Origin of the sequence: Pseudolactococcus hodotermopsidis, assembly GCF_011170085.1 — a bacterium.
In the GTDB taxonomy this organism is placed as follows: domain Bacteria; phylum Bacillota; class Bacilli; order Lactobacillales; family Streptococcaceae; genus Pseudolactococcus; species Pseudolactococcus hodotermopsidis.
Window position 1 is genome coordinate 1 of record NZ_BLLI01000012.1, and the last position, 23741, is coordinate 23741.

At 37.7% G+C, this 23741-nt stretch carries 21 protein-coding genes; 2 read left to right on the top strand and 19 right to left on the bottom strand.

Annotation, left to right across the window (positions count from 1 at the left end):
* Positions 1-315: 315 nt before the first annotated feature.
* The 6 genes from cdiI to Hs30E_RS03195 form a co-directional block, all read right to left on the bottom strand.
* Positions 316-717, bottom strand: coding sequence for a ribonuclease toxin immunity protein CdiI (gene cdiI / locus Hs30E_RS03170; RefSeq protein ID WP_172207893.1), 402 nt, complete (start codon positions 715-717; stop codon positions 316-318).
* Between the two features lie 16 nt (positions 718-733).
* Entirely contained in the window at positions 734-2278 is a 1545-nt protein-coding gene (locus tag Hs30E_RS03175) for a CdiA family toxin C-terminal domain-containing protein (protein WP_172207895.1), read from the bottom strand.
* A gap of 370 nt (positions 2279-2648) precedes the next feature.
* On the bottom strand, positions 2649-4088 hold the full coding sequence (locus Hs30E_RS03180; RefSeq protein ID WP_172207897.1) for a glutamate synthase subunit beta: 1440 nt from the start codon (positions 4086-4088) through the stop codon (positions 2649-2651).
* Position 4089: 1 nt separating this feature from the next.
* The gene (gene gltB / locus Hs30E_RS03185) at positions 4090-8592 is read right to left on the bottom strand and encodes a glutamate synthase large subunit (RefSeq protein WP_172207899.1); all 4503 of its coding nucleotides are present in this window, start codon (positions 8590-8592) and stop codon (positions 4090-4092) included.
* 175 nt (positions 8593-8767) lie between these two features.
* Positions 8768-10213: an amidohydrolase gene (locus Hs30E_RS03190; RefSeq protein ID WP_172207901.1), complete on the bottom strand. Its 1446-nt coding sequence runs from the start codon at positions 10211-10213 to the stop codon at positions 8768-8770.
* 171 nt (positions 10214-10384) lie between these two features.
* Complete coding sequence (locus Hs30E_RS03195; RefSeq protein ID WP_172207903.1) at positions 10385-11701, bottom strand: anaerobic C4-dicarboxylate transporter family protein; 1317 nt, start codon at positions 11699-11701, stop codon at positions 10385-10387.
* A 247-nt stretch (positions 11702-11948) separates the two neighbouring features.
* On the opposite strand from Hs30E_RS03195, the gene Hs30E_RS03200 reads away from it, so the two are divergent.
* Both Hs30E_RS03200 and Hs30E_RS03205 read left to right on the top strand, forming a co-directional pair.
* On the top strand, positions 11949-13580 hold the full coding sequence (locus Hs30E_RS03200) for an ATP-binding protein (protein ID WP_172207905.1): 1632 nt from the start codon (positions 11949-11951) through the stop codon (positions 13578-13580).
* Complete coding sequence (locus Hs30E_RS03205; protein ID WP_172207907.1) at positions 13577-14293, top strand: response regulator; 717 nt, start codon at positions 13577-13579, stop codon at positions 14291-14293. The genes Hs30E_RS03200 and Hs30E_RS03205 overlap by 4 nt, the downstream gene beginning before the upstream one ends.
* A gap of 65 nt (positions 14294-14358) precedes the next feature.
* On the opposite strand, the gene Hs30E_RS03210 is transcribed toward Hs30E_RS03205, so the two are convergent.
* The 13 genes from Hs30E_RS03210 to Hs30E_RS03270 all read right to left on the bottom strand — a co-directional run bounded on the left by Hs30E_RS03210 (position 14359) and on the right by Hs30E_RS03270 (position 23735).
* Positions 14359-15438 (bottom strand): ABC transporter permease, encoded by a 1080-nt coding sequence (locus Hs30E_RS03210; protein WP_172207909.1) that lies wholly within the window; start codon positions 15436-15438, stop codon positions 14359-14361.
* Positions 15438-16040: an ABC transporter ATP-binding protein gene (locus tag Hs30E_RS03215; protein WP_172207950.1), complete on the bottom strand. Its 603-nt coding sequence runs from the start codon at positions 16038-16040 to the stop codon at positions 15438-15440. Before Hs30E_RS03215 ends, Hs30E_RS03210 begins: the two co-directional genes overlap by 1 nt.
* Complete coding sequence (locus Hs30E_RS03220) at positions 16027-16815, bottom strand: ABC transporter ATP-binding protein (RefSeq protein WP_172207912.1); 789 nt, start codon at positions 16813-16815, stop codon at positions 16027-16029. Before Hs30E_RS03220 ends, Hs30E_RS03215 begins: the two co-directional genes overlap by 14 nt.
* Positions 16799-17854: a hypothetical protein gene (locus Hs30E_RS03225; protein WP_172207913.1), complete on the bottom strand. Its 1056-nt coding sequence runs from the start codon at positions 17852-17854 to the stop codon at positions 16799-16801. Before Hs30E_RS03225 ends, Hs30E_RS03220 begins: the two co-directional genes overlap by 17 nt.
* A 97-nt stretch (positions 17855-17951) precedes the next feature.
* Positions 17952-18125, bottom strand: a complete 174-nt coding sequence (locus tag Hs30E_RS03230; protein ID WP_172207915.1) for a hypothetical protein — start codon at positions 18123-18125, stop codon at positions 17952-17954.
* Between the two features lie 80 nt (positions 18126-18205).
* Positions 18206-19216, bottom strand: coding sequence for a 2-hydroxyacid dehydrogenase (locus Hs30E_RS03235; protein WP_172207916.1), 1011 nt, complete (start codon positions 19214-19216; stop codon positions 18206-18208).
* A gap of 27 nt (positions 19217-19243) precedes the next feature.
* Positions 19244-20350, bottom strand: a complete 1107-nt coding sequence (locus tag Hs30E_RS03240; RefSeq protein WP_172207918.1) for an AEC family transporter — start codon at positions 20348-20350, stop codon at positions 19244-19246.
* Between the two features lie 255 nt (positions 20351-20605).
* Positions 20606-20782: a hypothetical protein gene (locus tag Hs30E_RS03245; RefSeq protein WP_172207919.1), complete on the bottom strand. Its 177-nt coding sequence runs from the start codon at positions 20780-20782 to the stop codon at positions 20606-20608.
* 9 nt (positions 20783-20791) lie between these two features.
* A complete protein-coding gene (locus Hs30E_RS03250; RefSeq protein WP_172207921.1) occupies positions 20792-20977 on the bottom strand; it encodes a hypothetical protein in 186 nt (61 codons plus the stop codon).
* A gap of 690 nt (positions 20978-21667) precedes the next feature.
* Positions 21668-21871 (bottom strand): helix-turn-helix transcriptional regulator, encoded by a 204-nt coding sequence (locus tag Hs30E_RS03255; RefSeq protein ID WP_172207922.1) that lies wholly within the window; start codon positions 21869-21871, stop codon positions 21668-21670.
* 164 nt (positions 21872-22035) lie between these two features.
* The gene (locus Hs30E_RS03260; protein ID WP_172207924.1) at positions 22036-22743 is read right to left on the bottom strand and encodes a Bax inhibitor-1/YccA family protein; all 708 of its coding nucleotides are present in this window, start codon (positions 22741-22743) and stop codon (positions 22036-22038) included.
* A gap of 22 nt (positions 22744-22765) precedes the next feature.
* On the bottom strand, positions 22766-23227 hold the full coding sequence (locus Hs30E_RS03265) for a hotdog family protein (RefSeq protein WP_172207925.1): 462 nt from the start codon (positions 23225-23227) through the stop codon (positions 22766-22768).
* 1 nt (position 23228) lies between these two features.
* On the bottom strand, positions 23229-23735 hold the full coding sequence (locus tag Hs30E_RS03270; protein WP_172207926.1) for an HD domain-containing protein: 507 nt from the start codon (positions 23733-23735) through the stop codon (positions 23229-23231).
* Between the last annotated feature and the right edge of the window lie 6 nt (positions 23736-23741).

The window sequence follows — 23741 nt, forward strand, 5'->3', positions numbered from 1 at the left end:
GCCCAGTCTGTCCAGTCATAATCTTCCCACCGAGGATTTTCGATGATTTCTTCTTCAACTTTTTTGGTATCATCTACTAAATCACGCTCGGGGGAAATTGTCCAAAAATCATCAAAAAGCCCTTTTTATAGGCATTCTTAATTTTCATGAAAATACTTTTATTCCTGCAAAGTGTTCTAAAAATAATGAGTTGAAGATTAGCTTCTAAGGCTGTTATCAGATTGCTTTGAAAATTATCCAAAAAAGACAAGACATAATTACTCGTTACACTTTGTCAATATTTCAAAAAAACTTTTATACTTATCTGACTTTATTTTACAAACCTAAAACTGTTTTCACTTCTGATAAAAGGTGTTCATATTCAGCTTTATCGCTAGGTGTTTCGGCAATTCTTTCATCAACAACTTCAACCAAGTAATCATAAAATTCATCAAAATCGATATAGACGACTTCCTCTGCATCTTTATCATCACTAATTGTTGCAGGATAAGAGACATTAAGAATGACTTGATTATCCTTAATTTCGGATAATTCCTGTTGAAATTCATACGGGTCTTCTTCCAAATCTGCTTTGAAAAAAATTCCCATATAACCACCTCCATCATCACCATAACCAGATTTTTTAGTAAATGCTTTTAAACTACGTTTATGAATAAATGTTTTATAACCTATTAACAAAGATTTTTTTTCTATTTCATCTGTAACTGTAATTATCATATTATTTCTCCTACTATTAAAATATTGGATAGAAATTAGTTATTTTTCCATCTCTAATATATCCTCTAAATTTCAAACCATTACTGGCTACCCCATCTATATACTCCCCATTAGCTCCACTTATTTTTCCGTTTTTCATGGCCTCTTGTCCCCATTGGTACATCTGCTCATCACTAATAATATTGGTATCGTATATTGTTTTAGGTTCTTTAATAGTTTTATATTCAGGTGGAACTAACGATTTTCCATCAATTCCTTTTTTAGGGACTTCATACTTAACTTCTTTTATTCCTTGATATATTGGATTCGTTTTTTCTGAAACAACTTGCCCACCAATTTCATCTAAACTCTCAAAAAAAGCATCTGAATTGTGACCACCACTAATACCTTTTTTTCCAACTCCCTCCACATTCTTCAAATGATTTACAGCATTTTCTCCTATCGGAATACCATTCACATCATCCATAACATTCGCAACATTAACACCAGTACCAGCCTTAGTCTGCGACTTACTAGCCGCATAAGAAAGTCCAGCAATCAGCGCCAAATCAAGCAAACCACTCTTTGAACTATACCAATAAATAGAATCCGCAAAGCCTCCAGCTTGACCCCACTTCTCCCAGCCACTAGGAAGCTGACCGTCCGTGAGATAATTCTTGCCGTCCCCTTTTCGCCTTGCCGCAAGGTCTAGCTCATAAATCTTCTCCCAACCAACAATTTCATACATACCAACAAAGTTTTTGCCATATTTCTCGACATAATCTTGTAGTTCCTCGTCAAAAATACGCACACCGTCCTTGTCAATAAACCACATGATTTTAACTTCTTTGGTTTTCGGGTCTTCATAAGGCATGGCATAAATGTTATATTTCTCTAACTCTTTTATTTTCGATTTGTGATAGGCTTCTTCTTTTTCTTTAATTTTATTAGTTACGACAGTTCGCCAAGACAAGTCTTTCGGCATAATAAAAGTGCCACTAGACCGATTCCAAGACTCTTTAACTTGTGAAAGCCCTTGACTTATTGACGATTCCAAAATCTCAATTTCTGAGAAAATACTTGGAGAAAAAGCATTAAATTCTCGTAAACTGTCTAATTTTTCTAAAAAAGCGCTTTTCATTTCCTCATATAATTCAATTTGTTCCTCATTAATTGAGAGGAGGGAATATCTAGCAAACTCAGGCATTAAATAAAAGTCTATATTATCGCGAATGTCATATAACATTCGAATTTGATTATCCAAGCGATCAATCGTTTCCACAAGTTCCGATTCTTTCCAATCACAGGTATCAACTCTAGCTTTATATTCTTCGGGAAATTTATTGACCGCCTCTTTAACAGCCTCGGCAAGCAAAATACCGCACTCTGACAAAGGATATAAAACGGTCATAAAATATTCTTTAGCAGAATCATAAGTTTTACCGCTCAAATCCGCACTGTTAAAGTAAAAATCGCTGATTGCTCTTTGTAATGAATGATAGCCGTCAATTCGACTATCACAACGTCTAGCAACACTTTCGGCTTGCATTTCGGAATCTGATAAATACATATCAATACTCATGCTTTTTTCCTCGCTTTATTGAATTTTATATCGGTCTCTCGTCCTGTTGAAACTATATGACGATATAACTCTTTAAGTATTTTATTAACATTTTCTAATTTGCGATTCACATTATCTATACGATTTTTACATTCCCACAAACTATTAATAGCTACTTTTATTTTCTCTATTTTCAGCTCCTCCTTCTTAAATAGAGAAAATTAATTGTTATTTTAAAATTTTCATCCTGTACTTCCATTATAAGTATACCACACAAATTAGCCAAAAACAACAATCGTTAGATAACTAAGAAAAATATTCACGAAAATCACGTTATTTAAAAAAGGCATCAAGCCACTGACACCATTTTAATTATTTAAATCGTTATTGATTATTGTGCCACCATAACCCGCAAAGTTTCATCAATCTTCTCAGCCGTCAAGCGTCCCTCACGAATGCCCCAGATAACAAGAGACGGACCACGTTTGGCATCGCCAGCAACGTAAACTTTTTCATTATCCGTTGTATTGTCATCAAAGATTTGATTGACACCGAAACCTTGGAAAATGGCTTGTTCAGCACCTGTAAAGCCCATAGCAAGTAAAACCAAATCAGCTTTCAAAGTTTCCTCTGTACCAGTAATCGTCTTGAAATCAGCACCAACTTTAACTGTTTTAATGCCAATCAGTTGCCCACGTTCAGCACCAATAAATTCAGTTGTTGACGTTGCATAACGTGTTAAATTGATATTCCCAGCCGCAATCGCCTCTTCTTGACCATAACCAAGTCGTGTTATCATTGGATATTCAGGCCATGGATTGGTTGCTAGGCGTTTGCTTGGTAACTGGGGTGTGATTTCAAGCTGCGTGACGCTAGCAGCACCGAGTCGAATTGCTGTACCGATACAATCATTACCTGTATCGCCACCTCCAATAACGACAACATTCTTGCCATCAAGCGATTGGCGCATTTTTTTGTCGCCATTCGACAAAATAACCTTAGTAATATCTGTCAAATAATCAACTGCGAATTTCACACCATTAAGCTCGCGACCAGGAACTGGCAAATCACGTGGCACACTAGCACCAGTTGCTAAAATCACACGGTCAAAGTCATTTTCAAGCGTTTCAAAGGCAATGTCTTGCCCAATCTCCGTGTTAGCAACAAACGCTATCCCGATTTCACGCATGACAGCAATGCGTCGTTCAATCACATCCTTGTCAAGCTTCATGTTGGGAATGCCATACATGAGCAAGCCCCCAAAACGATCGCTACGTTCAAAAACAGTAACATGATGTCCGAGTTGGTTGAGCCGCCAAGCTGCAGCAAGTCCCGCTGGTCCTGAACCGACAATAGCAATCTTAAAATCAGTCCGTTCCTTTGGTAAGCCACTCTCAGCAACCCAACCCTTTTCAAAAGCCGTATCAATGATAAAACGTTCATTATCATGAATCGTCACACCCTCGCCGTTAAGCCCTTCCGTACAGCCTTTTTCACAAGGCGCTGGGCAAACTCGACCTGTCATCTCGGGCAAAGGGTTTGTCCTTGACAAGCGCTCAAAGGCTTTCTTGAACTCGCCACGGTAGACAAGATCGTTCCACTCGGGAATCAAATTGTCATTTGGACAACCCGAAACGGCACGACTGTCGCCATAAAATTCGCCAGAATGACAAAATGGGATACCACAAGCCATACAGCGCGCCGCTTGTTTTTGACGTTCTTCAACACCAAGCGGCATTTGCAACTCAGCAAAGTCCAAAACACGCGCAGCAACGGGACGGTATGGATTATCTTTACGTTTATATGTCATAAAACCAAATGGATCTGCCATTTTATTTCCCTCCTACTTTGATGAGTTCAGCTTTTTCTTCGACTGATGTTGACATGGCTTTTTCAAATGTTGCCATTTCAAGTTCGACACCTGAAAGCCCTGTTTCAGCCAAACGGTACTCGATTTCCTTGATTTCATGAAATTCTCTTGGATAAACCTTGACAAATTTGCTGACAACCTTATCCCATTCAGCAAGGAGCGCTTTTGCTTTTGCTGAATCTGTATATTTGGCATGATTTTCAACTAGCTCTTTGAGAATATCGTCACCACGCGTTTGACCAATGGCATATAAATCAACCATTTCCATATTGACCTTGCTAGCGAAATCACCCTTAGCGTCGTAGACATAAGCCACACCGCCACTCATACCCGCTGCGAAGTTTTGTCCAGTGCTACCGAGAATAACAGCAACGCCGCCTGTCATGTACTCACAACCATGTTCCCCGACACCCTCGACGACGACCTTAGCGCCCGAGTTCCGCACGCAGAACCGCTCGCCCGCACGACCACGGAAATAAGCCTCGCCACGCACAGCACCAAACAGTGACACATTGCCAACAATCGGCGAATTTTCGACATCAAAACCTGCATCAAGAGGCGGTTTAACAATCACGCGCCCGCCAGACAAGGACTTAGCGATATAGTCGTTAGCCTCGCCAATGAGGGTAATTGCCATACCCTGCGTTGCAAATGAAGCAAAAGATTGACCCGCGATGCCCGTATATTCGTATTTGAGCAAGGCTGGCTCAAGCGCGTAGTTCCCATAACGTTCGGCAATCCAACCCGCCATACGCGCGCCAGCCGTCCGTGTAACGTTGTTAATCGTTTCCTTGACAAGAACGGTTGAACCACTGTCAATCGCTGACTTAGCAAAACCATCAAGCTCCCGCCACTGCCGTTTTTCAATAAACGGATCAACCACTTTACGCGTAATCGGCATAGCTGAGCCAATAACTCGACTGAAATCAAGCGATTTCGCCTTACCTTTAGCAATAAACTTAGGCTTCAAGACTTCTGCATGCCCAATCATGTCATCAATCGAACGAAAACCAAGCTCAGCCATGATTTCACGGAGATCTTGCGCCAAAAATTGCATGGCATTGATAACATGCTCAGGTTTACCAGTGAAGTTAGCTCGCAAGTCAGGATTTTGCGTACAAATGCCGACAGGACAGGTATTAAGCGAGCAAACGCGCATCATCACACAGCCAACCGCAACAAGGGCAAGTGAGCCAAATGAATACTCCTCAGCACCAAGCAAGGCAGCAACTGCAATATCACGACCAGTCATCAATTTGCCATCAGTTTCCAAAGTCATACGTTGGCGTAAATTATTCATGGTCAGCGTTTGATGTGCCTCAGCCAAGCCCATTTCCAAAGGCAAACCTGCATCACGCGCTGAATTTCTAGGTGCTGCACCTGTTCCACCTTCGTAGCCCGCAATAACAACTTTATCAGCACCCGCCTTGACACAACCTGCAGCGATTGTACCGACACCTGTTGATGAGGCGAGTTTAACATTGATTTGAGCATATGGATTGATAGCTTTAAGGTCATAAATCAACTGCGCCAAGTCTTCAATCGAATAAATATCATGGTGCGGTGGTGGTGAAATCAGTGTCACACCAGGAGTTGAACCACGAATTTCCGCAACCCAAGGAAAGATTTTATTACCTGGCAATTGTCCGCCCTCACCTGGTTTTGCCCCTTGAGCGAGTTTGATTTGCAACTCATCTGCGCTCATCAAATATTCTGCATTGACACCGAAACGCGCTGAGGAAACTTGCTTGATTTTTGAGTTGAGATTGGTACCGTCAGCTTGTTTATGGAAACGCGCCCGATTTTCACCACCCTCACCAGAATTTGATTTACCGCCAATTGCATTCATGGCTGCTGCCATGGTTTCATGTGCCTCTTTTGACAAAGCACCAAAACTCATCGCACCGACCTTGAAACGTTTGACGATATTTTCAACTGGCTCAACTTCTGACAAGGCAACCGGTAAACGTTTTTGGTCAAATTCCCAAATATGACGAAGCAAAGTCGGTGTCTCATCAGCCTCTTTATTGAGTTCAGATGCATACGCCTTGTACAAGTCGTAATCGCCTTGCCGAACTGCTTTTTGAAAATTATAAATCGACCGTGGATTGAAAAGATGGTATTCGCCATCAGCCTTGTACTGATAAGAACCGCCAGACGGCAAAGTTTCATGACTGCGAGGACCATAAGCAAACTCATAGCGCTGCAGATATTCTGCCTCAATTTGTTTAAGGCTAAGTCCGCCAATACGCGTCACTGTACCATGAAAGTATTTATCAACAACATCAGCTGACAAGCCAACCGCCTCAAAAAGTTGCGCACCTTTATAGCCAGAAATGGTTGAAATTCCCATACGGCTCATAACTTTGATAATGCCTTTTTCAGCCGCTTGACGGAATTTTTCCGCCTTATCATACAATTTGTAATCTTTCAGTGTTTCATAAGCACCGTAAGGATGGATGGCACTTGCACCATAACCAACGATTGTCGCAAAATGATGCACTTCATTGACTTCAGCCGTGTCAACAACAATTGAAAAAAGACTGCCTTTACCTTTTTCAACCATATAGTTATAAAGTCCCGAAGTTGCAAGCAAAATCGGCATGGGCATGCGCCCCTCTTTTTGATCACGATCGCTGAGAATGATAATGCTTGTACCCGCATCTACCTCAGCCTCAACCGCCTTAAACATATCATCTAAAGCATGCTCCAAGCGATTTGGCGTGTCCTTGGTAACATCATATAAGGTTGAAATAATCTGCGTTTTGTGTTTTTTATCTTTGACAGCGGCGATTTTCTCAAAATCAGCGGTTGTCAAAACAGGGCTATCAAGTTTCAGCTTAACACAATTTTTATCACTATCATCACGCAAATCGCCATCACGTCCTAGATAAACTTCTGTGCCAACGACAATTTTCTCACGAATGGCATCAATCGGCGGATTGGTAACTTGGGCAAATTGTTGCTTGAAATAGGTAAACAAAGATTGATTCTTGTCAGACAAAACAGCCAGTGGACTGTCATAGCCCATAGCAATAACAGGTTCTTGCCCTTTTTCCGCCATAGGCACAATAACCGTTCTGATAACTTCTTCGGTATAGCCAAAAAGCTTGTGCATGATTTTGCGGTCGCTTTCAGTTATCTCATCAAACTGCGCTTGCTCAGCAATTTCATTGATATGGAGCAGATTTTTAGCTAGCCATTTTTCGTAAGGATATTGTTTGGCATAATGTTTTTTAACGTCATCATTGCGCAAAATCTTGCCATTGACCGTATCAACCAACATCATGTTCCCAGGACCAAGCACGCCTTTTTCAACAACGCGACTCGGCTCAAAGTCAACAACACCAGACTCAGACGAGCAAACAATGAAGTTATCTTTGGTAATGCTATAACGGCTCGGACGTAGACCATTTCGGTCAAGTCGAGCGCCAACAGTTTCCCCATCCGTGAAAACTAAGGCTGCTGGACCGTCCCATGGTGCCATAAAAGATGACGTATACTCATAAAACGATGTCAGCTCTTTTGACAAACCTGCTTCTTTGCCCCAAGCCTCGGGGATCATCATCAACAATGAATGCGGTATATCACGACCGTTACGGTAAAGATATTCCATGCAATTTTCGAGCTTAGCTGAATCAGAATTTTCTTCATTGTAAATCTCGATTTTATGGGAAGTCATCCAGTTTTCAGCACCACGCAAGGTATTGATTTCACCATTGTGCGCCAAAAAACGAAAAGGCTGCGCCCGATCCCAAGACGGAAAAGTATTGGTCGAAAAACGCGAATGCGTCAAGGCAATCGTTGATTTAAAGTCGGGATCTGACAAGTCAGGATAAAATGTCCGCACTTGAAAAGCATGGAGCATGCCTTTATAAACAATCGTTTTGCTAGAAAGCGAACAGATAAAAACTTCTGACGTTGCAAATGTCTTTTCGATTTTACGGCGCAGGCGATACAATCTATCCTCAAAATCACGTCCCGCCTTACTTTCAGCGGGTTTTGAGATAATAAATTGAACAAATGCTGGCATAATGGCTTGGGCGCCAGGACCACAATTATCAAAGTTAAAAGGCACATCACGTGTCAAGAGAATTTGATAGCCGTCAGTTTGAATTTCTGTTGCAATCGCCTTGCAAAGCGCTTGTTTTTTAGCCAAATCTTTGGGCAAGAAAAACTGTCCCACAGCATAATCGCCTTTTTTAGGAAGTTCGACCTCATTTTCAGCTACAATTTTTGAAAAAAAGTCGTGAGGCATGGCAAAAAGCGCACCCGCACCGTCACCAGTATCTGGCTCAGCTCCCGTACCACCACGATGATTCATTCGCTCCAAAATTGTCATCGCATAGTCTACCAACTCATGTGTGGCTCGACCATCTATCTGAGCAATAAACCCCATACCACAGGCATCTGACTCAAAGGATTGATCCCAAAGCGTTTGCTGTTTCGCTTGTTTTTTATCCATTTTTAGATCCTTTCCTAGAAAAATGTCAAAACTTTTTTACTTTTATAAAATTGTCTGACAAAAGATATACGGCTATTTTACCAAAAAAATTTGGAAATGACAAGCAATTTTCAGAAAATTCTTTATTCATTGAAAAAACGACTAAACCATTTAAAGGTCTAGCCGCTTTTGACTTTTATTTTTGAGGTTGAATCCCTGCAGGAATCGGATTTTCATAAGGCGTACCAGCTGTTTTTTCAGCCAATTCTGTCTTAGCTTGTGCAATCAATTCTTGATTTTCTAGTAAGTATAAAGCAGTCGCCCCCATAACTTTACCCGCATGTGCCATGCCTTTCAAGCCAATAGAACCGCGACCTGTCGTTGTCCATTGCCATGTATGAGCTGAAGTTTGACGAACATGACTTGCCACCAAACATTGCACCGTTGGCACCAGCCAGCTAACATCTCCAACGTCAGTTGAAGCGCCGATTGATTTCTCCGTAATACCTTCCGAATAAGGATACAAAAAGTCTGAGAGATTTTTATCTTTGGCTTGTTGTTCCAATTTACGACCTTTGGCATCTAGCATGTCTGACACAAATTCTTTAGCTCGCGCAGCTTCGGGAATCGTTGCACGAATGCGACCTGCAAATTCATCTTCTTCTGCCGTAAATTGTGGCACACCCAAATCTTCAAAGACAGTATTCATAGTAGAGGCAAGCACATGATTGGGAATATAATTTGAACAAGCCTTATCAAAACGAATCGACACTTCCGTCCCTGTCATCAGTGCTGCACCGCGGGCAATATCGTTCATGCGTTCATAAACTTCATTGACCAACTGCGTTTTTGGCGCACGAATCAAGTACATGACCTTAGCTGAACCTTGCACGACACCTGGCGATGTGCCACCGCTATCGGTCATGGCATAGTGAAAACGCACATCAGTCGAAACATGCTCGCGCAAGTAGTTAGCACCAACATTCATCAACTCAACGGCATCAAGCGCACTACGACCCATTTCTGGGGCGATGCCAGCATGGGCGGTAATTCCTTTAAAAGAATATTCAGCTTGAAGATTGGCTAGGGAACTCACACCCCAGACAACATTATCAGGGGCTGGATGCCAACAAAGAGCTGTATCAACATCATCGAAAACACCTTCGCGTGCCATGAAAGTTTTACCTGAACCGCCCTCTTCGGCGGGACAACCATAATAACGAACAGTGCCAGTCAAATTGAACTTTTCAATCGCATCTTTCAGTGCCAAAGCACCAGCAAGAGATGCCGTCCCAAGCAAGTTATGACCGCAACCATGACCATTACCACCAACAACAAGCGCCTCTTGGTAATCAAGACCTGGCTTTTGACTCAAATTTGGCAAGGCATCATATTCGCCCAAGAAACCAAGTACTGGCTTGCCTGAGCCAAATTCAGCGATGAAAGCTGTGTCAAGCTCACCGACACCTCTTGTTACTGTGAAACCCTCAGCTTCAAGCGTTTCAATCAACAAGGCTGACGACTTGTATTCCATAAAACGTACTTCTGCAAAATCATAAATCTGTTTTGCAACTGATTCGAGTAACTCTTGCTTTTGATCAATCGCATCAGAAATAAATTTGTTGATAGCTGTTAAATCCATATTAGAAATCCTCCTGAAAGTGTATGGCACACCAAGTGTAAAAACGACTGGTTGGCAGAAAACTAGCCGAAATCTGTCAACTTTTGTACTTGGTTGCGTTAATTATTATTAAACAAATTCAGGCAAACCACTTCTACGAAATAATCTGCCTGAACTCATTATATCAAATTTTTAGGCAAAAAACATTTTAGTAACAAATGAAATACCGATAGCTAGGAAAAGACATACAAAGCCTGGTGCAATAAAGTTTTTCGGCTTCGTTTCGCCTGTTGTATCAAGTTCGCATGCAAATAAGAGAACCGGTGCAGATGGAATGATAAATTTGGCATTCAAAGTTTGAACGATAACAGGTACCATAATTGGCGCAAAACCAAGCGACAATAGTAACGGGAAGAGAATTGAGGCAACAACTGTTTGCGCACCCAAAACAGCCGAAATAATAATTGCGACAACCAAAATAATCAAGAAATTGACGATACCTGAACCTTTGACAACGTCGCCAATTGTGTCAACCATGGCTTTGTTGTTATCAGCAAACATAAAGATAACATTACCAACCCATCCAACACAGAAAACGATAAGTGCCGCACCGATTGAAGATTGTGTTGTTTTAGATGACAAGATTTTACGATGATCAACCTTGAAAGCAATCATGTTGATGAAAGCCGTCGCGTACATGAAAATCTGCACCAAAACGGCTGTTGAGATGAATTTTTGTTTGCCTGTTACGTCATCAATCACTTTGGCTTGTGGCAACCATTCTGGTTTCAAACCGAAAAGGAGAATCAAGGCAATCCCCGCCAAAAAAATGTAAACTGACAATTTAGCAGCTTTTGTGATTTCTTTTGCTTCTTCGACTTTATCATTTAAATGATGCGCTGTAAATTCTCCCGCATTTTTTTGGTCAACGACAAAGAAAATAACGCTCGTCACAATTAAAGCAATAACTGTTGCGGGGATAACAATACCAAAATATTGTCCCATTGAAATATTATATTCTGGTTTGGCAATCAACGCCATAACATAAATCGCAGATGAAGCGGCTGGAGAACAAGCAACGCCAAAGTTAGCTGCATTTGCTGACAAAACTAAAGGGTATTTCGGATTGATCTTTTCACGAATCGCAGTTTCGGCAATGACTGGTTCGAGCGCCAAAGCAATGTTTGCCGTTCCATTGACAATGACCAAGACAAACGTAATCAGTGGCGCAAGCACAATGATTAACCGTGGATTGGACTTGATAACTTTCTCAGCCAATGAGACAAGATAGTCAATCCCACCAGTCAAATCAAGTACACCACTCGAGATACCGATAGCAAAAACAATCAGCATAGCATCAGTTGCTGGCGACTGGAAAGGCAATTTGAAAACGAATAACATAATGGCTAATGAAATCATCGATGCCGCTGAGGCGCCAAGTGGTCCTTTTTTCAGACCAAATAGCAAGACACCGACCATAATGGCGACTTCTAAAACTAACTTCAACATAAAAATAAATTCTCCTAAATAAGATTTTACGAATTTAAAACTCGCTTATATATAGAATAATCTAAACTGTGCAAATTGTCAAGCAGATTTAATGATTTATTATCATTTTACGTCAGAAAATCTAACATCTGAAATTTTACCCAATTTCAAAAAAATTCAATTTAATCTTGTGAAAATAATAGCAAATTCAGGTTGAATGGAGTACAATTAGAGTAGAGAAATTTCTCCCTAGGATACCAGTAGAAATATGAAAAATATTTTATTCAACAAAAGACGAAAACTTTCTTTACAAGTCACGATTATCGCTGTTGTCTGCCTCTCCGTTACAGTTTCTTTGATTGTGTCTAGCTTTTTAATCCGAAATTATGTCATTAACCGTGAGTATGACCGTGCTAAAGATAAAATCTCTAGCGTTGCTTGGATGGTTGCCAAAGAACAGATTGTCATCGAAACGCTGACAACTCTTGAGCAGTCACAGACTGTCCAAAACTATACAGATGATATGCAAAATCTTGCCAAAGTTGATTTTGTTGTCGTTTTGGATAACAATTTGACAAGATATTCTCACCCCAATAAAAGCATTATCGGGCAACCTTTTTCAAATATTTCAGATGCCAAAAAATCACTGAACGGCACTAGCCATTTTTCTGTTCAAAAAGGCGTTTTAGGTAACGGCTTGCGTTTTTTCACACCTGTTTTTGATGACAATGGTAAACAGATTGGCATTATTTGCGTTGGTTTAACTTTAGAGACGATTAATCAAGAAATTTTCAAGGCTCAAAAAACGCTCCTAGTCGGAATTGGGTTAGGGTCAATTGTTGGACTTTGTGGCGCAATTATCCTTGCTCGCAATTTAAAACGCATTTTGCTCGGACTTGAACCTTATGAAATTGCGACAAATATGGAAGAAAAGCAGATTATCGAAGATGCCGTTAGTGATGGCATTATCGCACTCACAGCTGACGGCACAATTCTCATGATTAATCGTGAAGCCAAGAGAATTTTAGAGAAAGTGGCACTCAATCCTCCCCTTTTAGATGATAAAATCACAGAAACTCATCTACTTTTCCCATTATTTAAAAATGTTTTCGACAGTCAAAAAAAGGTCACGGATGAAGTCGTTTATTTGAATGGTTTAGAGCTTGTTACCAGTGTTGCGCCGATTTTTGTCAGTCAGCAATTTTATGGCATTGTGGCAACTTTTCGTGACCAATCCGAGATGAAACAGTTGATTGAGGAGTTGAGTGGTACGGGGCAATATATTGATGCACTTCGCGCGCAAACACACGGTTTTATGAATCGTATGCACGTGATTCTCGGTTTGATTGAACTTGGCAAATACGATGACGTTCGCACTTTTATTACCTCGCTCAATGCGCTACATCTAAAAGAAATCGGTTTTATTTCTGAGAAAATTAAAACACCTGCTTTGACTGGCTTTCTCCTTGGCAAATTTAACGAGGCAAGCGAGCAAGAAATTCTCTTTATTCTTGAAGAAACGTCAGAAATTCCTGAACTTGAGGGCAATGAGAAATTACAGAATATTTTGCGTATTTTAGGTAACTTACTAGATAATGCCAAAGATGCGGTCAGTGGCAAAATTGACGGTCAAGTCAGAATTTCCTTGAATTACGAAGAAGATGGGCAGATTTTCATCATCCAAGTCAGCGATAATGGCAGTGGTATTTCAGATAGCGTCAAAGAAGAAATGTTCAAACGCGGTTTTTCAACTAAGGGGAATCATCGTGGTTTTGGACTAAATTTAGTGCAAAATATTGTCAAAAATCAGAAAGGCATTCTCGAAGTCCATAGCCAAAAAGAAATCGGCACTGATTTTTATATCGAATTACCTGATGTTAAAAAGAAGGAAATAACATGACAAATGTACTCATTATCGAAGATGATCCCATGGTCGCCATGCTCAATCAGCAGTATATCATGCAAGAAAATGATGTCAAAAATATCAAAACGGCTAAAAATACAACGGATGCGATGACAATTTTAAAAACACAGCAGATTGATTTAATTTTGCTAGATGTTTATCTGCCTGGTATGACTGGTTTAGAATTTTTGGAACTCTTACGTGAACAAAATAACGAAACAGCTGTCATTTTAATAACAGCTGCTGATGATGTGCCAAGTGTCAAAAAAGCAATTTCTTTTGGTGTCGTCGATTATCTTATCAAACCTTTTAACCTTGAACGTTTTAAACTTGCGATTAAGCGCTATAAAGATTTACAACAAGCAACTGATAAAGCTAGCTCACATACCAACCAAAGTGCCATTGACCAATTCTTTTTACCGACCAGTCCCAAAAAATCGCTCATTTCCCTCCCAAAAGGGCTAGCCAAATTAACGTTAGAAATGGTTTATCAGCAAATTTTAAAAGAAAACGCCTCATTTTCAACCCAAAGTTTGGCAAGTCATCTCTCACTTTCAAGAATTTCAACCAAAAAATATATCTTATTTTTAGTTGAAATTAACGTTTTAGGCGAAAAAGTCATGTACCAAGACATCGGACGACCAATTACCTATTATTTTTTGAAGGATGTTAATCATCGGTTAATTCGTGATTATTTGCCAAATGTATAGAAAAAGACTTTGTCATTTCAAAAAAGTGATAAAGTCTTTTAAACAACAAAAATGCTAACAATCGGCTATAAATAATATTTTTCTTTTTTACTTAAATTCATATAAATAATTATCAAAGTAATCAGCAACAAAAGATTCACTAAATTAGTTTTTGCATTAAACATAACACTAAACTTATTAGAAATGATAGAGTTTATAACTAGGAAACTGTTAAAAAACGGTACAAAAGAATAATTGCTTTTATCTGCTGTAATGCCTAAGACTGACGATAACATCGCCGACATTGCCAATACTAAATTTATCACGGTTACTTTGCTAGAAGAATCTTTAATATTCTTGGCTGTTGAAATAATCAAAATAGTCAGTAGACTACCTAAAATAGCAATCATAACAAAATTAAGCTGTAAATTCAAAGTTTGAGACACACTAAAATGGAGTGATTGATAATCCTTTAAGATTTTAGACATTGCCAATGAATTTATCATCATAGCCCAAAAACTCAAAACAGCAGCAATGACAGCAAAGGAAACAACAACTAACAACTTTGATAAAAAGATAATACGCTTAGATACTGGTGTCGCTAAAAGTGATAAGCGAATATTTTTTTCTTTTTCTAAAACAAATGTATTATTTGAAATGCCAGTAATCGCTAGAAAAATTGCCAAAACAACACCATAAGACAGATACATTGAAGCAACATTTGTCGAATTTTTATTTGCAATATCCACTATGTTCAATTGCATTGGTACTTGACCCATATCTTTTAAGTTGTTGATATTGATTTGATTACTCATCTCATTCACAAAATTAGCAGCAGCCATAGATTTCAAATTTGATGAATCAAAAAATAATTTATCTTCTTTGATAATCAGATTAACCTGATTACCAATATCTTCTTTTTGATACTTCTTGTCCACTATCGTTACATTAGGAATATCTGATAATAATTGTTGATAAGTCGTATTTTGAACAACTATTTTCAAATTATCATCATTTGTCGTCTTAACATTCACAGCGTAAATCAACCAAGTTAATAAAGGTGAAATCAACAAAATACCTAAAATGACACCAATAGATGTTTTGGTATCTTTCAAAAAAGTCAATATTTCCTTTTTGACCAATATTTTTAAATACTTAATTTGCATTATTTTTTACCGTCCTCTATAAAATAGCTATAAATATCCATATCCCCAGAATTTACCTTATCTTCAATGATTTCTCCTTGATTAATCATGATAACTCTTTCGGACATATTCAAATCTTCAGCTAAATGAGAACAGATAATAGTCGTTGCTCCCTTTCCTTGCAACTCTTTAATAAGTTTTCTGATTTCATAAGAGATGATAACGTCAAGTCCATTAGTTGGTTCATCTAAAATTAAAAGTTCAGGTTCATTGATAAGCGCTCGTGTCATGAGTATCTTTTGCTTATTACCAGTCGAAAGACCATGTATTTTATGTTTCAAATGTTCTTTGAAATTCAATTTTTCAGCAAATTCATTTATTTTAACTTCAATATTATCAACTTCATAAATTTCAGCAAAAAAATGAAGATAATCATAAACTGTCATTTCATCATACAAGCTCATTTCGATAGAAATAAAAGAAATTTTATTTTTAGGGACAGACACAACCACTTCACCTTCACTTGGCGATATAATATCTAAAATAATTTTTAAGAGTGTTGATTTTCCTGCACCATTAGGGCCTATTAAAGCAATCCTCTCTCCTTTGTTAATAATCCATATTAATGTCTTTTAAAGCATAAATATCTCTTTTCTTTTTATCAAACTGTTTTGAAATATTTTTTAAAACAATCATACCATCTTGTTTCACTTGATTTTCTCCCTCATACATTGCTAGGTAAGATTTCTCTAATTCAGCCCCTCTTTCAATTTCTATCAATTTTTTGTCAAATAAAACAACAACTTTATCCGCAATGTCTTCTGCTAATTTTAACGAATGAGTTGAAATTATAATGTTTTTCCCCTCTTTTTTAAGAGAAGTTAAAAGATTTTTAAAAACAAAAATCTGCTCTGGATCAAGTCCGTTTGTAGGTTCATCTAAAAAAAGAACCGTTGGATTATGTATAATAGTTAAAAACAAATGTAATCTTTGCTTAGTACCGAAAGATAAATCGTTTACCAACACATTTTCATACTCTGTCAACATAAGTAAACTTATATATTTTTTATAATCTTTTTCAAAAAAAACAACATCAATATCTCTTATTTTAGCAATTAAAAAACAAGTTTGCCTAACTGTCAATTCCTTATAAAAAAAGAACTCATCACTCATATAACCATATTCAGATGAACTTATTTTGCTTTTTTGATTATTGTCATAACTAATACTACTATCAAAAATTTCAGTGCCAGCAAGTAAATTTAATAATGTTGTTTTTCCAACACCATTTCTACCTAACAAAACCGTTATCATATTGTCTTCAAATATATAGTTACAATGAGAAAAAATCTGCTTTTTTTCGTATGAAAAACTGAGATCATTAATTACTACTTTCAAAATTAAACTCCTTGTCTATTATTTTTTTGACTTTCTTATAGAAATAAAAAATTAAACATACATTCACTAAAACGATAATTTCTCCAAATATATAAAATAAACTCAGATAAAGCAAACAAAATACCAACTCCAAATAAAGTGAGGTTATCTTCACTTTATAATAGCCTAGCTTATATTCAGCTTTATTAATAGCTAAACTCATTACTACTAAGAAGTTCAGAATGTACACTGAAATTAAATTTATTACTAATAAAATATTTATCTGCCCTAACAATAACATTTTTTCCATAATTAATAACAGATATAAGGCAAATCCTACTACAAACCAAAAATTAAATTTTCTTTTCAAATAAGAAAATGTTAAAATCCCCTCTTTTTTTAAAAACATTAACTCTTGTTGCTCTATTCCAATACAGTTCAAAGTAAATATATCATTGTAAATGAAAGAGATAAAAATAGCAACAATTGTTGTATCAATCATAGTTACACTGATACATAATACAATCATATATATTAAGATAAATAATTGAAAATAACTCCCTTTCAAAAAAAGTTTAATTTCTTTTTCTGTATCCACAGATAAAAAATCTGGTATTTTCTGGATAATTATTTTACTTATATCAAATGACAATAAAATTTTTGACATAACAAAATAAATAGCAATACCAATCAACAGAAAAAAAACTTTTACTATTGATGTTTTGAGTAAATACAGACTTACGACTATATCAAGTATCGCAATCAAATATATATTTAAAATTAAAAACAATCTAAATTTTATATAATCAAATCTACTAACAACTCTCGATAAAAAAACTATTTCTTTTTTGTCCATGAACATAAAAGAAATAGCTCCTATGATAATACCTACAAAAATTAAAATCGGAATTAATAGCTTTGGATAATTATTTATTAGTAGTTTTAGCCCTAAATAAAAGCAAAACTGAATAATCAAAAAAAATATCAAGTTTAAACCAATTTTCCCTTTAGAAGTATTCCTCAAGCGAGTTAGTAGAATATATAAATATTTTATAAACATATCCTAACTCCATTAAATTAAGAAACTTTTGTTGGGAAACCAAACAAAATGATACCTGAAATAATAATAGCTACAATAACCATATTAGACTTTCGCCTTAATATTTTTCTTCCTCAAAAATTCGAGGAATTTTCCTATCTTCAAACGACCAGTCGCGACTTGATTTATTAAGAGATATAAAAATAGAAGTAAGAGCAGCATCCGCTAAAAACAAACGTTTAAGCAGAATATCTCCACTTCTTGCTTTAATTCTAACATCTTTTAAAAACATTGTCAATAGATTTCCTGTAATTTATTCAAATAATCCAAAAAACTCTGCATTAACTAAAAATCAGTCAATACAGAGTTTTCTTATTTCTGCTCAGTCACAGCATTAGCTGTCTGACCAGTCGTTAAGACATCATTCAGGTTGTCAAAACTGATTTCGATCATATTGGTAACCGCCTCATCAGTGTTTGAACCGATGTGTGGCGTTACTAGAACTCGCGGATAGAGATTCACAAGTTTTTGAACTGTTGCATCAGGAATTTCGCCATTGACACCGAAATCTTTAAAGAAAATTGTCGCTTCATTGGCAAAGACATCTGTGCCAAAGCCGTCTAATTTTTTGCTTTCGAGTGCTGCAAGAATAGCTTCATTATCCTGCAACTCACCGCGCGCCGTATTGACGAGAATCGCACCGTCCTTCATCTTAGACAGGAAGTCAGCATCAATCATCTTCTCATTTCTACCTGGTAGATAAGGCACATGCAGACTGACAATATCACAAGTTGCAAGCAGCTCATCTAAGGTAACAAACGTCACAACTTCTTTTGCGGCATCGCTTTGGAAAACATCATAACCGACAACCTTAGCACCCAAACCTTTATAAAGTTTCGCCTCAGTCAAGCCGATACGACCTGTACCAATCAAGCCGACTGTACAATTCCTAACTTCTTTACTGAACATGGTATCATCCACGATGAAATTTTTCTGAGAAGTACGTGCTGTTGTATGTGCCGTATGGCGGAGCAACATCATACCCAAAGTTAGCGACAGTTCAGCCACAGCATTTGGCGAATAACCCGGCACGCGCGCCACAAGCATGTTGTAGTCAGCCGCTGCTTCCAAGTCAATATGGTTAAAGCCAACTGTCCGCGTGAAAAGATACTTCACACCATATTCAGCCATTTTCTCGATATTTTGACGATCGCCGACACAGTTACCACGCAAAATGACTGCATCCATACCTTTAGCCGTCTCAATATTGTCATGTGTTAATAAGTCACTAACCAAACTCAGCTCATAGTGATACTTATTAAGTTTTTCAAAGTAAGGCACTTCGTTATGCCGAACACCGTAACAAACTACTTTTAAAGTCATTTTTTTCTCCTAAATTTAAGTAAAATCTTAGTTAAAAATACCCATTTTGTTAATTACTTCTAAGACAATAATCCAAACCGGCATCATGACAACAGCGCCTAAAGTTGACAAGAGCGAAGCATTACTTGCAAGCAAGGCATCCTTATCAAAGCTAATGGCGTAAGCTGCCGCCACAGTTGCGGTTGGTGTTGCCATCATAATAACGATTGTTGCAAGTGCTGCAAAGCTGATTGGCAAGATATTTGTCGCTGTCAAGATTGCCAAAATGGCGATATTCAAGGCTGGTACACCGATGACTTTAACCAAAGTATAGAACCATGACACTTTGTCTGTCGCAGCTTTTGTAAAGCTCACCTCGCCAAGTGTTGCGCCGATAGCCAACCATGCAAGCGGTGATGCCAATGGTGCAAGGTAAGTCAATGGTTTAAACAACCAAGGAGCGGTTTGGTCGATACGTAAGAAAGCGAATTGTTTAACCACCATTTCATTGACAATCTTACCATTTTCAACTGCTTTTGGTACAGCAACTGTGACGTCAACTTGTGGCAATGATTTTTGGAAAATCCAAATCAAAAGGCCTGCAAAAGTTGCCAAAACGATAGGGTTCAAAAACATTGATTTGACATTTTTCGCCTCCATTTTCAAACCGCTCATCTTGATATAGCCGTATGAATAAAGGAAAACACGGTAGCCAATGTTAAAAACTGATGCCAAAAGGGCAATTGTCACGCCAAATTGAGGACCGTAAACCGCCGTTGCGATTGGGATACCAAAAAATGTTGTTGAGCCAAAAACAGTCAAAACACGCAAAGTTGTTTGGTCGTCGCCTTTAAATTTCATGAAAATTGGTTTAGAAACCAAAATCAAGATAACGTAGACAAGCAATCCCCAAATCAGCACGTTCATGCTTTCTTTCAGAGATTCAGGATTAATATCTTGCATGAAGGCATTGAAAGCCAAACATGGTAGAGATACAGTCAAAACAACGTTTGACAAAATTTTCGCAGTGTGATCGTTAAAAATGCCCCGTTTACGGCAAAAGAAGCCTAACAAAATAATAAAGACAGTTGATGTGATTGCGCTGATGATATTCATATCCGTCAGCGTTGTTTTGATGATGTCACCAAAATTCATAATATTCCTCCAAATTTTAAAAATGATTACCTTTTGCATTATAACATCAAAAACACATTTGGGGAAGAATTAAGAAAGTTAAGCTATTTATGTAACTTATGTAAGTAACTTCACAAGGTTAATATTTTTTATCATAATGCAAAAGTGCTAGAAATTTTGCATCTGTTAGGGTGTAGATGACAAAAAAAGCAAAGCATTTTAAAAGTGTCAGTAATTCTGTAAACTTAAGCATTTTTTCTGTCATTGGCAACCAAATCAATAGACCAAAATCGCTTTTAGCGCAACCAAATTTGCCTTGCTATCAATAAAACACCAACGCTCATCTTTGCCGTACTCTTTTATCATTTTAGTCGTTTTGGGCATGAGATAGAGCGCGCCGATAAGTGCCGAAAGTTCAGTTAAACTTGCCATGACAAGAGTAATAATGTGCATAAAAACCTTCTAATATTTTTTGTCGAAATAACGTAAAGACAGAAATTTCAAGATTGCTGCCAAATAAAGATCTAATATCACAAAACGGTGGTAAAATTGAACCAAAAAATGATCTGAAATCTGTGAATGTGTGCCGTCGCCCCAAAAGGTCGCAAAGAAAGCAACAGCTACACCAATACTAAGAAATACTTTCAAGTAAACGAGTTAGCGTGACTGACAATCATCTGCCAACGCTCATCTTTGTGATATTCTTTCTTTTTTTAGAGATGAAATTCACACCATTGATGATAATCACCATGGTTAATAGTGTCAATAGTTTCATTAATAAAATCATAAAAACCTCCTAATATTTTCTATCAAAATAGATAATTGTCAAAAAAGTAATAACATTGTATAAATTAACCTGTAACATGAGCGATAAAAACAAAATATCAATCAGCGTTTCTTTGGAAAAGGTCAGTAACTTATCGCGACCCCGATAATCGCACCTAGCCTTAACAAGACAATGACAACAAGCATAGTCAAGCGACTTGATTCGCTAATAATCTTCTGCCAACGCTCATCGTTATGTTAGGCTTTCGCCATTTTTAAATCTTTTAATTGCGCCAAATGATGTCATGATTAAAAAGAGAATGAGTGTCGCAACAATGATTAGGTCAATCATGTTCGACCCTCCGAAACTTTCTGAAATACAAAGTCATGATAAGCCACAAAATGATTGAGGTTTTGGTTAAAACAACTTTTAAGACGATAACGGTAAAGCAAGCAAAGACAATTGTCTTTCGTTTGCTACTGCCATAGCCTATCATCTTTGATAAGTTTGTAGGCAAACACAGCTAAAATAGCGATAATTAACAACGGTTGATATAAAATTTCAAACATTTTCTAGTCCTCCTTGACCTTTTCAAAGACATCAGTGATGTCCACACCAAATGTTTCAGCAATCTGAAACGCCAATTCGAGCGACGGCGTATATTTGTACTTCTCGACAGAAATAATCGCCTGTCGCGACACGCCAACTCGTTTTGCTAACTCCTCTTGCGTCCAGTCACGCTCGGCGCGCAAGACTTTGATTCTGTTTTTTATCAAATACGCCTCCTTTTTCTGATGACTCACTTCTTTACAAAATGTAACCAAGACCTTACACTCCCTATTGTAACTAAGTGATTACATTTTGTCAAGGACTAAATACAGTTTTTGAAAATATTTTTAGGTATCAAAAAAACGCCTTACGACGTTCTCTACATTTACCCTTAATCTCTACTTCCACCAATCCCAAAGATTCTCAAAATAACGATAAATAAGTTGATAAAGTCCAAATACAAGCTCAGTGCCATGCTGATAGCCCAACCGTCAGTCACATCGCCACCCGCACGATTGTAAATTGTCTCAATTTTTTGATTGTCCCAAGCAATCAGACCTGAGAAAACAAGAACTGAGAGGATTGAGAGGAGAAAATTAATACCTGATGACCCAATAAAGAGATTGATAACACTGGCAATAATAATTCCAATCAGCGCCGTAAACATGGCTTTACCCATGCCTGACAAATCACGCTTAGTCGTCTTACCAAAGATAGAAAGCGCAAAAAACATCACCGCTGTAATCGCAAAAGCTATGCCAATGCTACCTAAATCATAGTAAGCAAGCGTAAAACTCAGCGTGAAACCATTGAGAGCAGAAAAACCGATGAAAACTGGTAATGCCATTGGCGAATTTTTCGCAGCAAGCGGTGTCGCAACAAGCACTAAGCCCATTTCCAAAATCCAAAAGAGAAATAAAACCCAAGAATTACCTGTTAAAATAGCTGAAATATTGTCCGCAAAGACGGTCAGCGTTAGAAAAGCGACGATAGCACTGACTGCAATTCCCATGCCCACAAGGGCATAAATACGAGCGAAAAAGTCCGCTAGTGTGAACTTTCCTGTTTGTTGATTTGATTCAAAAATTTGATTAGTCATTAAAATATACCTCTTTCGTTTTTTAATTTTCGACCTGTGTCACTTCGACCAAAGGCGGTTGCACAAGAACAATGGCATCGCCCACACGTTCGTCATTTCTAACAATCTCAACATTGATTGTTGCCAAATCTTTGTTGGTGTCAATCTTGATAATTTCAAAATTGAAACTCAGCAAATCATTGCGAAAAATCTTTTCGATAAGATTGAGATTGACGTTGACAACGTGGCTACCAGGTCCAGGTAGGTGCTTGTTAATTGTTGATGTGATAACGCCAAAAATCAGCGCAGTTGGCACAATCGGCTTGGTCAGACCAAGTTCCTTAACATAATCATACTGCGAATAAAGCGGATTGTCATCGTTCGTAAGACCGAGATAGAGTAAAATTTCACGATTTTTTATCGTTTGAGACAGACTAAAAGTCTCTCCCTCGACTAATTCATCAATCGTTTTACCAATTTTGATGTCTTGATTCTGCAAATTCATTTTAGATAGCTTTTTCCTTCTTCAGGTGTTTGCGGTATTTCCACTTCATTTTCATGAGCTGACACCATTCCTTAATCGCAACATAATCATCAACAAAAGTCACGACAAAACTCTCTTTATATCGCGGTGGCGCAATTGTCGCCCCCCACATATGCTTGATAATAATATCTTTTTCGAGCTTGGAAATGGTCGTGATTTTTTGAGCGTTCTGATAAGCAATGCGGGGATGAACGTAGGCATGGCTACCTTCATCAAACTTAGTTTCACGCCAATCATAGTAAAAAAGGTCGTGGAGCAAACCCGCACGTGCCGTTGCTTTTTGATTCCAACCGAATTTTTTGGTAATTTTGTAAGCCGTATAGCTAACATTGAGTGAATGTAGCAAACGAGTAGAAATATAATGATGTGTAAATTCATCTAACTTTTGGACTTCAGGCATATCAAGTAAAGTGCCTACATAAGACATATACTCAGCATCATAAAGCCACGGAAAATCTTTTTTTATCATACTTAT

Coding starts and splice junctions, on each gene's coding strand:
- cdiI (WP_172207893.1), bottom strand. CDS start 717: ATGATAATTACAGTTACAGATGAAATAGAAAAAAAATCTTTGTTAATA.
- Hs30E_RS03175 (WP_172207895.1), bottom strand. CDS start 2,278: ATGAGTATTGATATGTATTTATCAGATTCCGAAATGCAAGCCGAAAGT.
- Hs30E_RS03180 (WP_172207897.1), bottom strand. CDS start 4,088: ATGGCAGATCCATTTGGTTTTATGACATATAAACGTAAAGATAATCCA.
- gltB (WP_172207899.1), bottom strand. CDS start 8,592: ATGGATAAAAAACAAGCGAAACAGCAAACGCTTTGGGATCAATCCTTT.
- Hs30E_RS03190 (WP_172207901.1), bottom strand. CDS start 10,213: ATGGATTTAACAGCTATCAACAAATTTATTTCTGATGCGATTGATCAA.
- Hs30E_RS03195 (WP_172207903.1), bottom strand. CDS start 11,701: ATGTTGAAGTTAGTTTTAGAAGTCGCCATTATGGTCGGTGTCTTGCTA.
- Hs30E_RS03200 (WP_172207905.1), top strand. CDS start 11,949: ATGAAAAATATTTTATTCAACAAAAGACGAAAACTTTCTTTACAAGTC.
- Hs30E_RS03205 (WP_172207907.1), top strand. CDS start 13,577: ATGACAAATGTACTCATTATCGAAGATGATCCCATGGTCGCCATGCTC.
- Hs30E_RS03210 (WP_172207909.1), bottom strand. CDS start 15,438: ATGCAAATTAAGTATTTAAAAATATTGGTCAAAAAGGAAATATTGACT.
- Hs30E_RS03225 (WP_172207913.1), bottom strand. CDS start 17,854: ATGTTTATAAAATATTTATATATTCTACTAACTCGCTTGAGGAATACT.
- Hs30E_RS03230 (WP_172207915.1), bottom strand. CDS start 18,125: ATGTTTTTAAAAGATGTTAGAATTAAAGCAAGAAGTGGAGATATTCTG.
- Hs30E_RS03235 (WP_172207916.1), bottom strand. CDS start 19,216: ATGACTTTAAAAGTAGTTTGTTACGGTGTTCGGCATAACGAAGTGCCT.
- Hs30E_RS03240 (WP_172207918.1), bottom strand. CDS start 20,350: ATGAATTTTGGTGACATCATCAAAACAACGCTGACGGATATGAATATC.
- Hs30E_RS03245 (WP_172207919.1), bottom strand. CDS start 20,782: ATGCACATTATTACTCTTGTCATGGCAAGTTTAACTGAACTTTCGGCA.
- Hs30E_RS03260 (WP_172207924.1), bottom strand. CDS start 22,743: ATGACTAATCAAATTTTTGAATCAAATCAACAAACAGGAAAGTTCACA.
- Hs30E_RS03265 (WP_172207925.1), bottom strand. CDS start 23,227: ATGAATTTGCAGAATCAAGACATCAAAATTGGTAAAACGATTGATGAA.
- Hs30E_RS03270 (WP_172207926.1), bottom strand. CDS start 23,735: ATGATAAAAAAAGATTTTCCGTGGCTTTATGATGCTGAGTATATGTCT.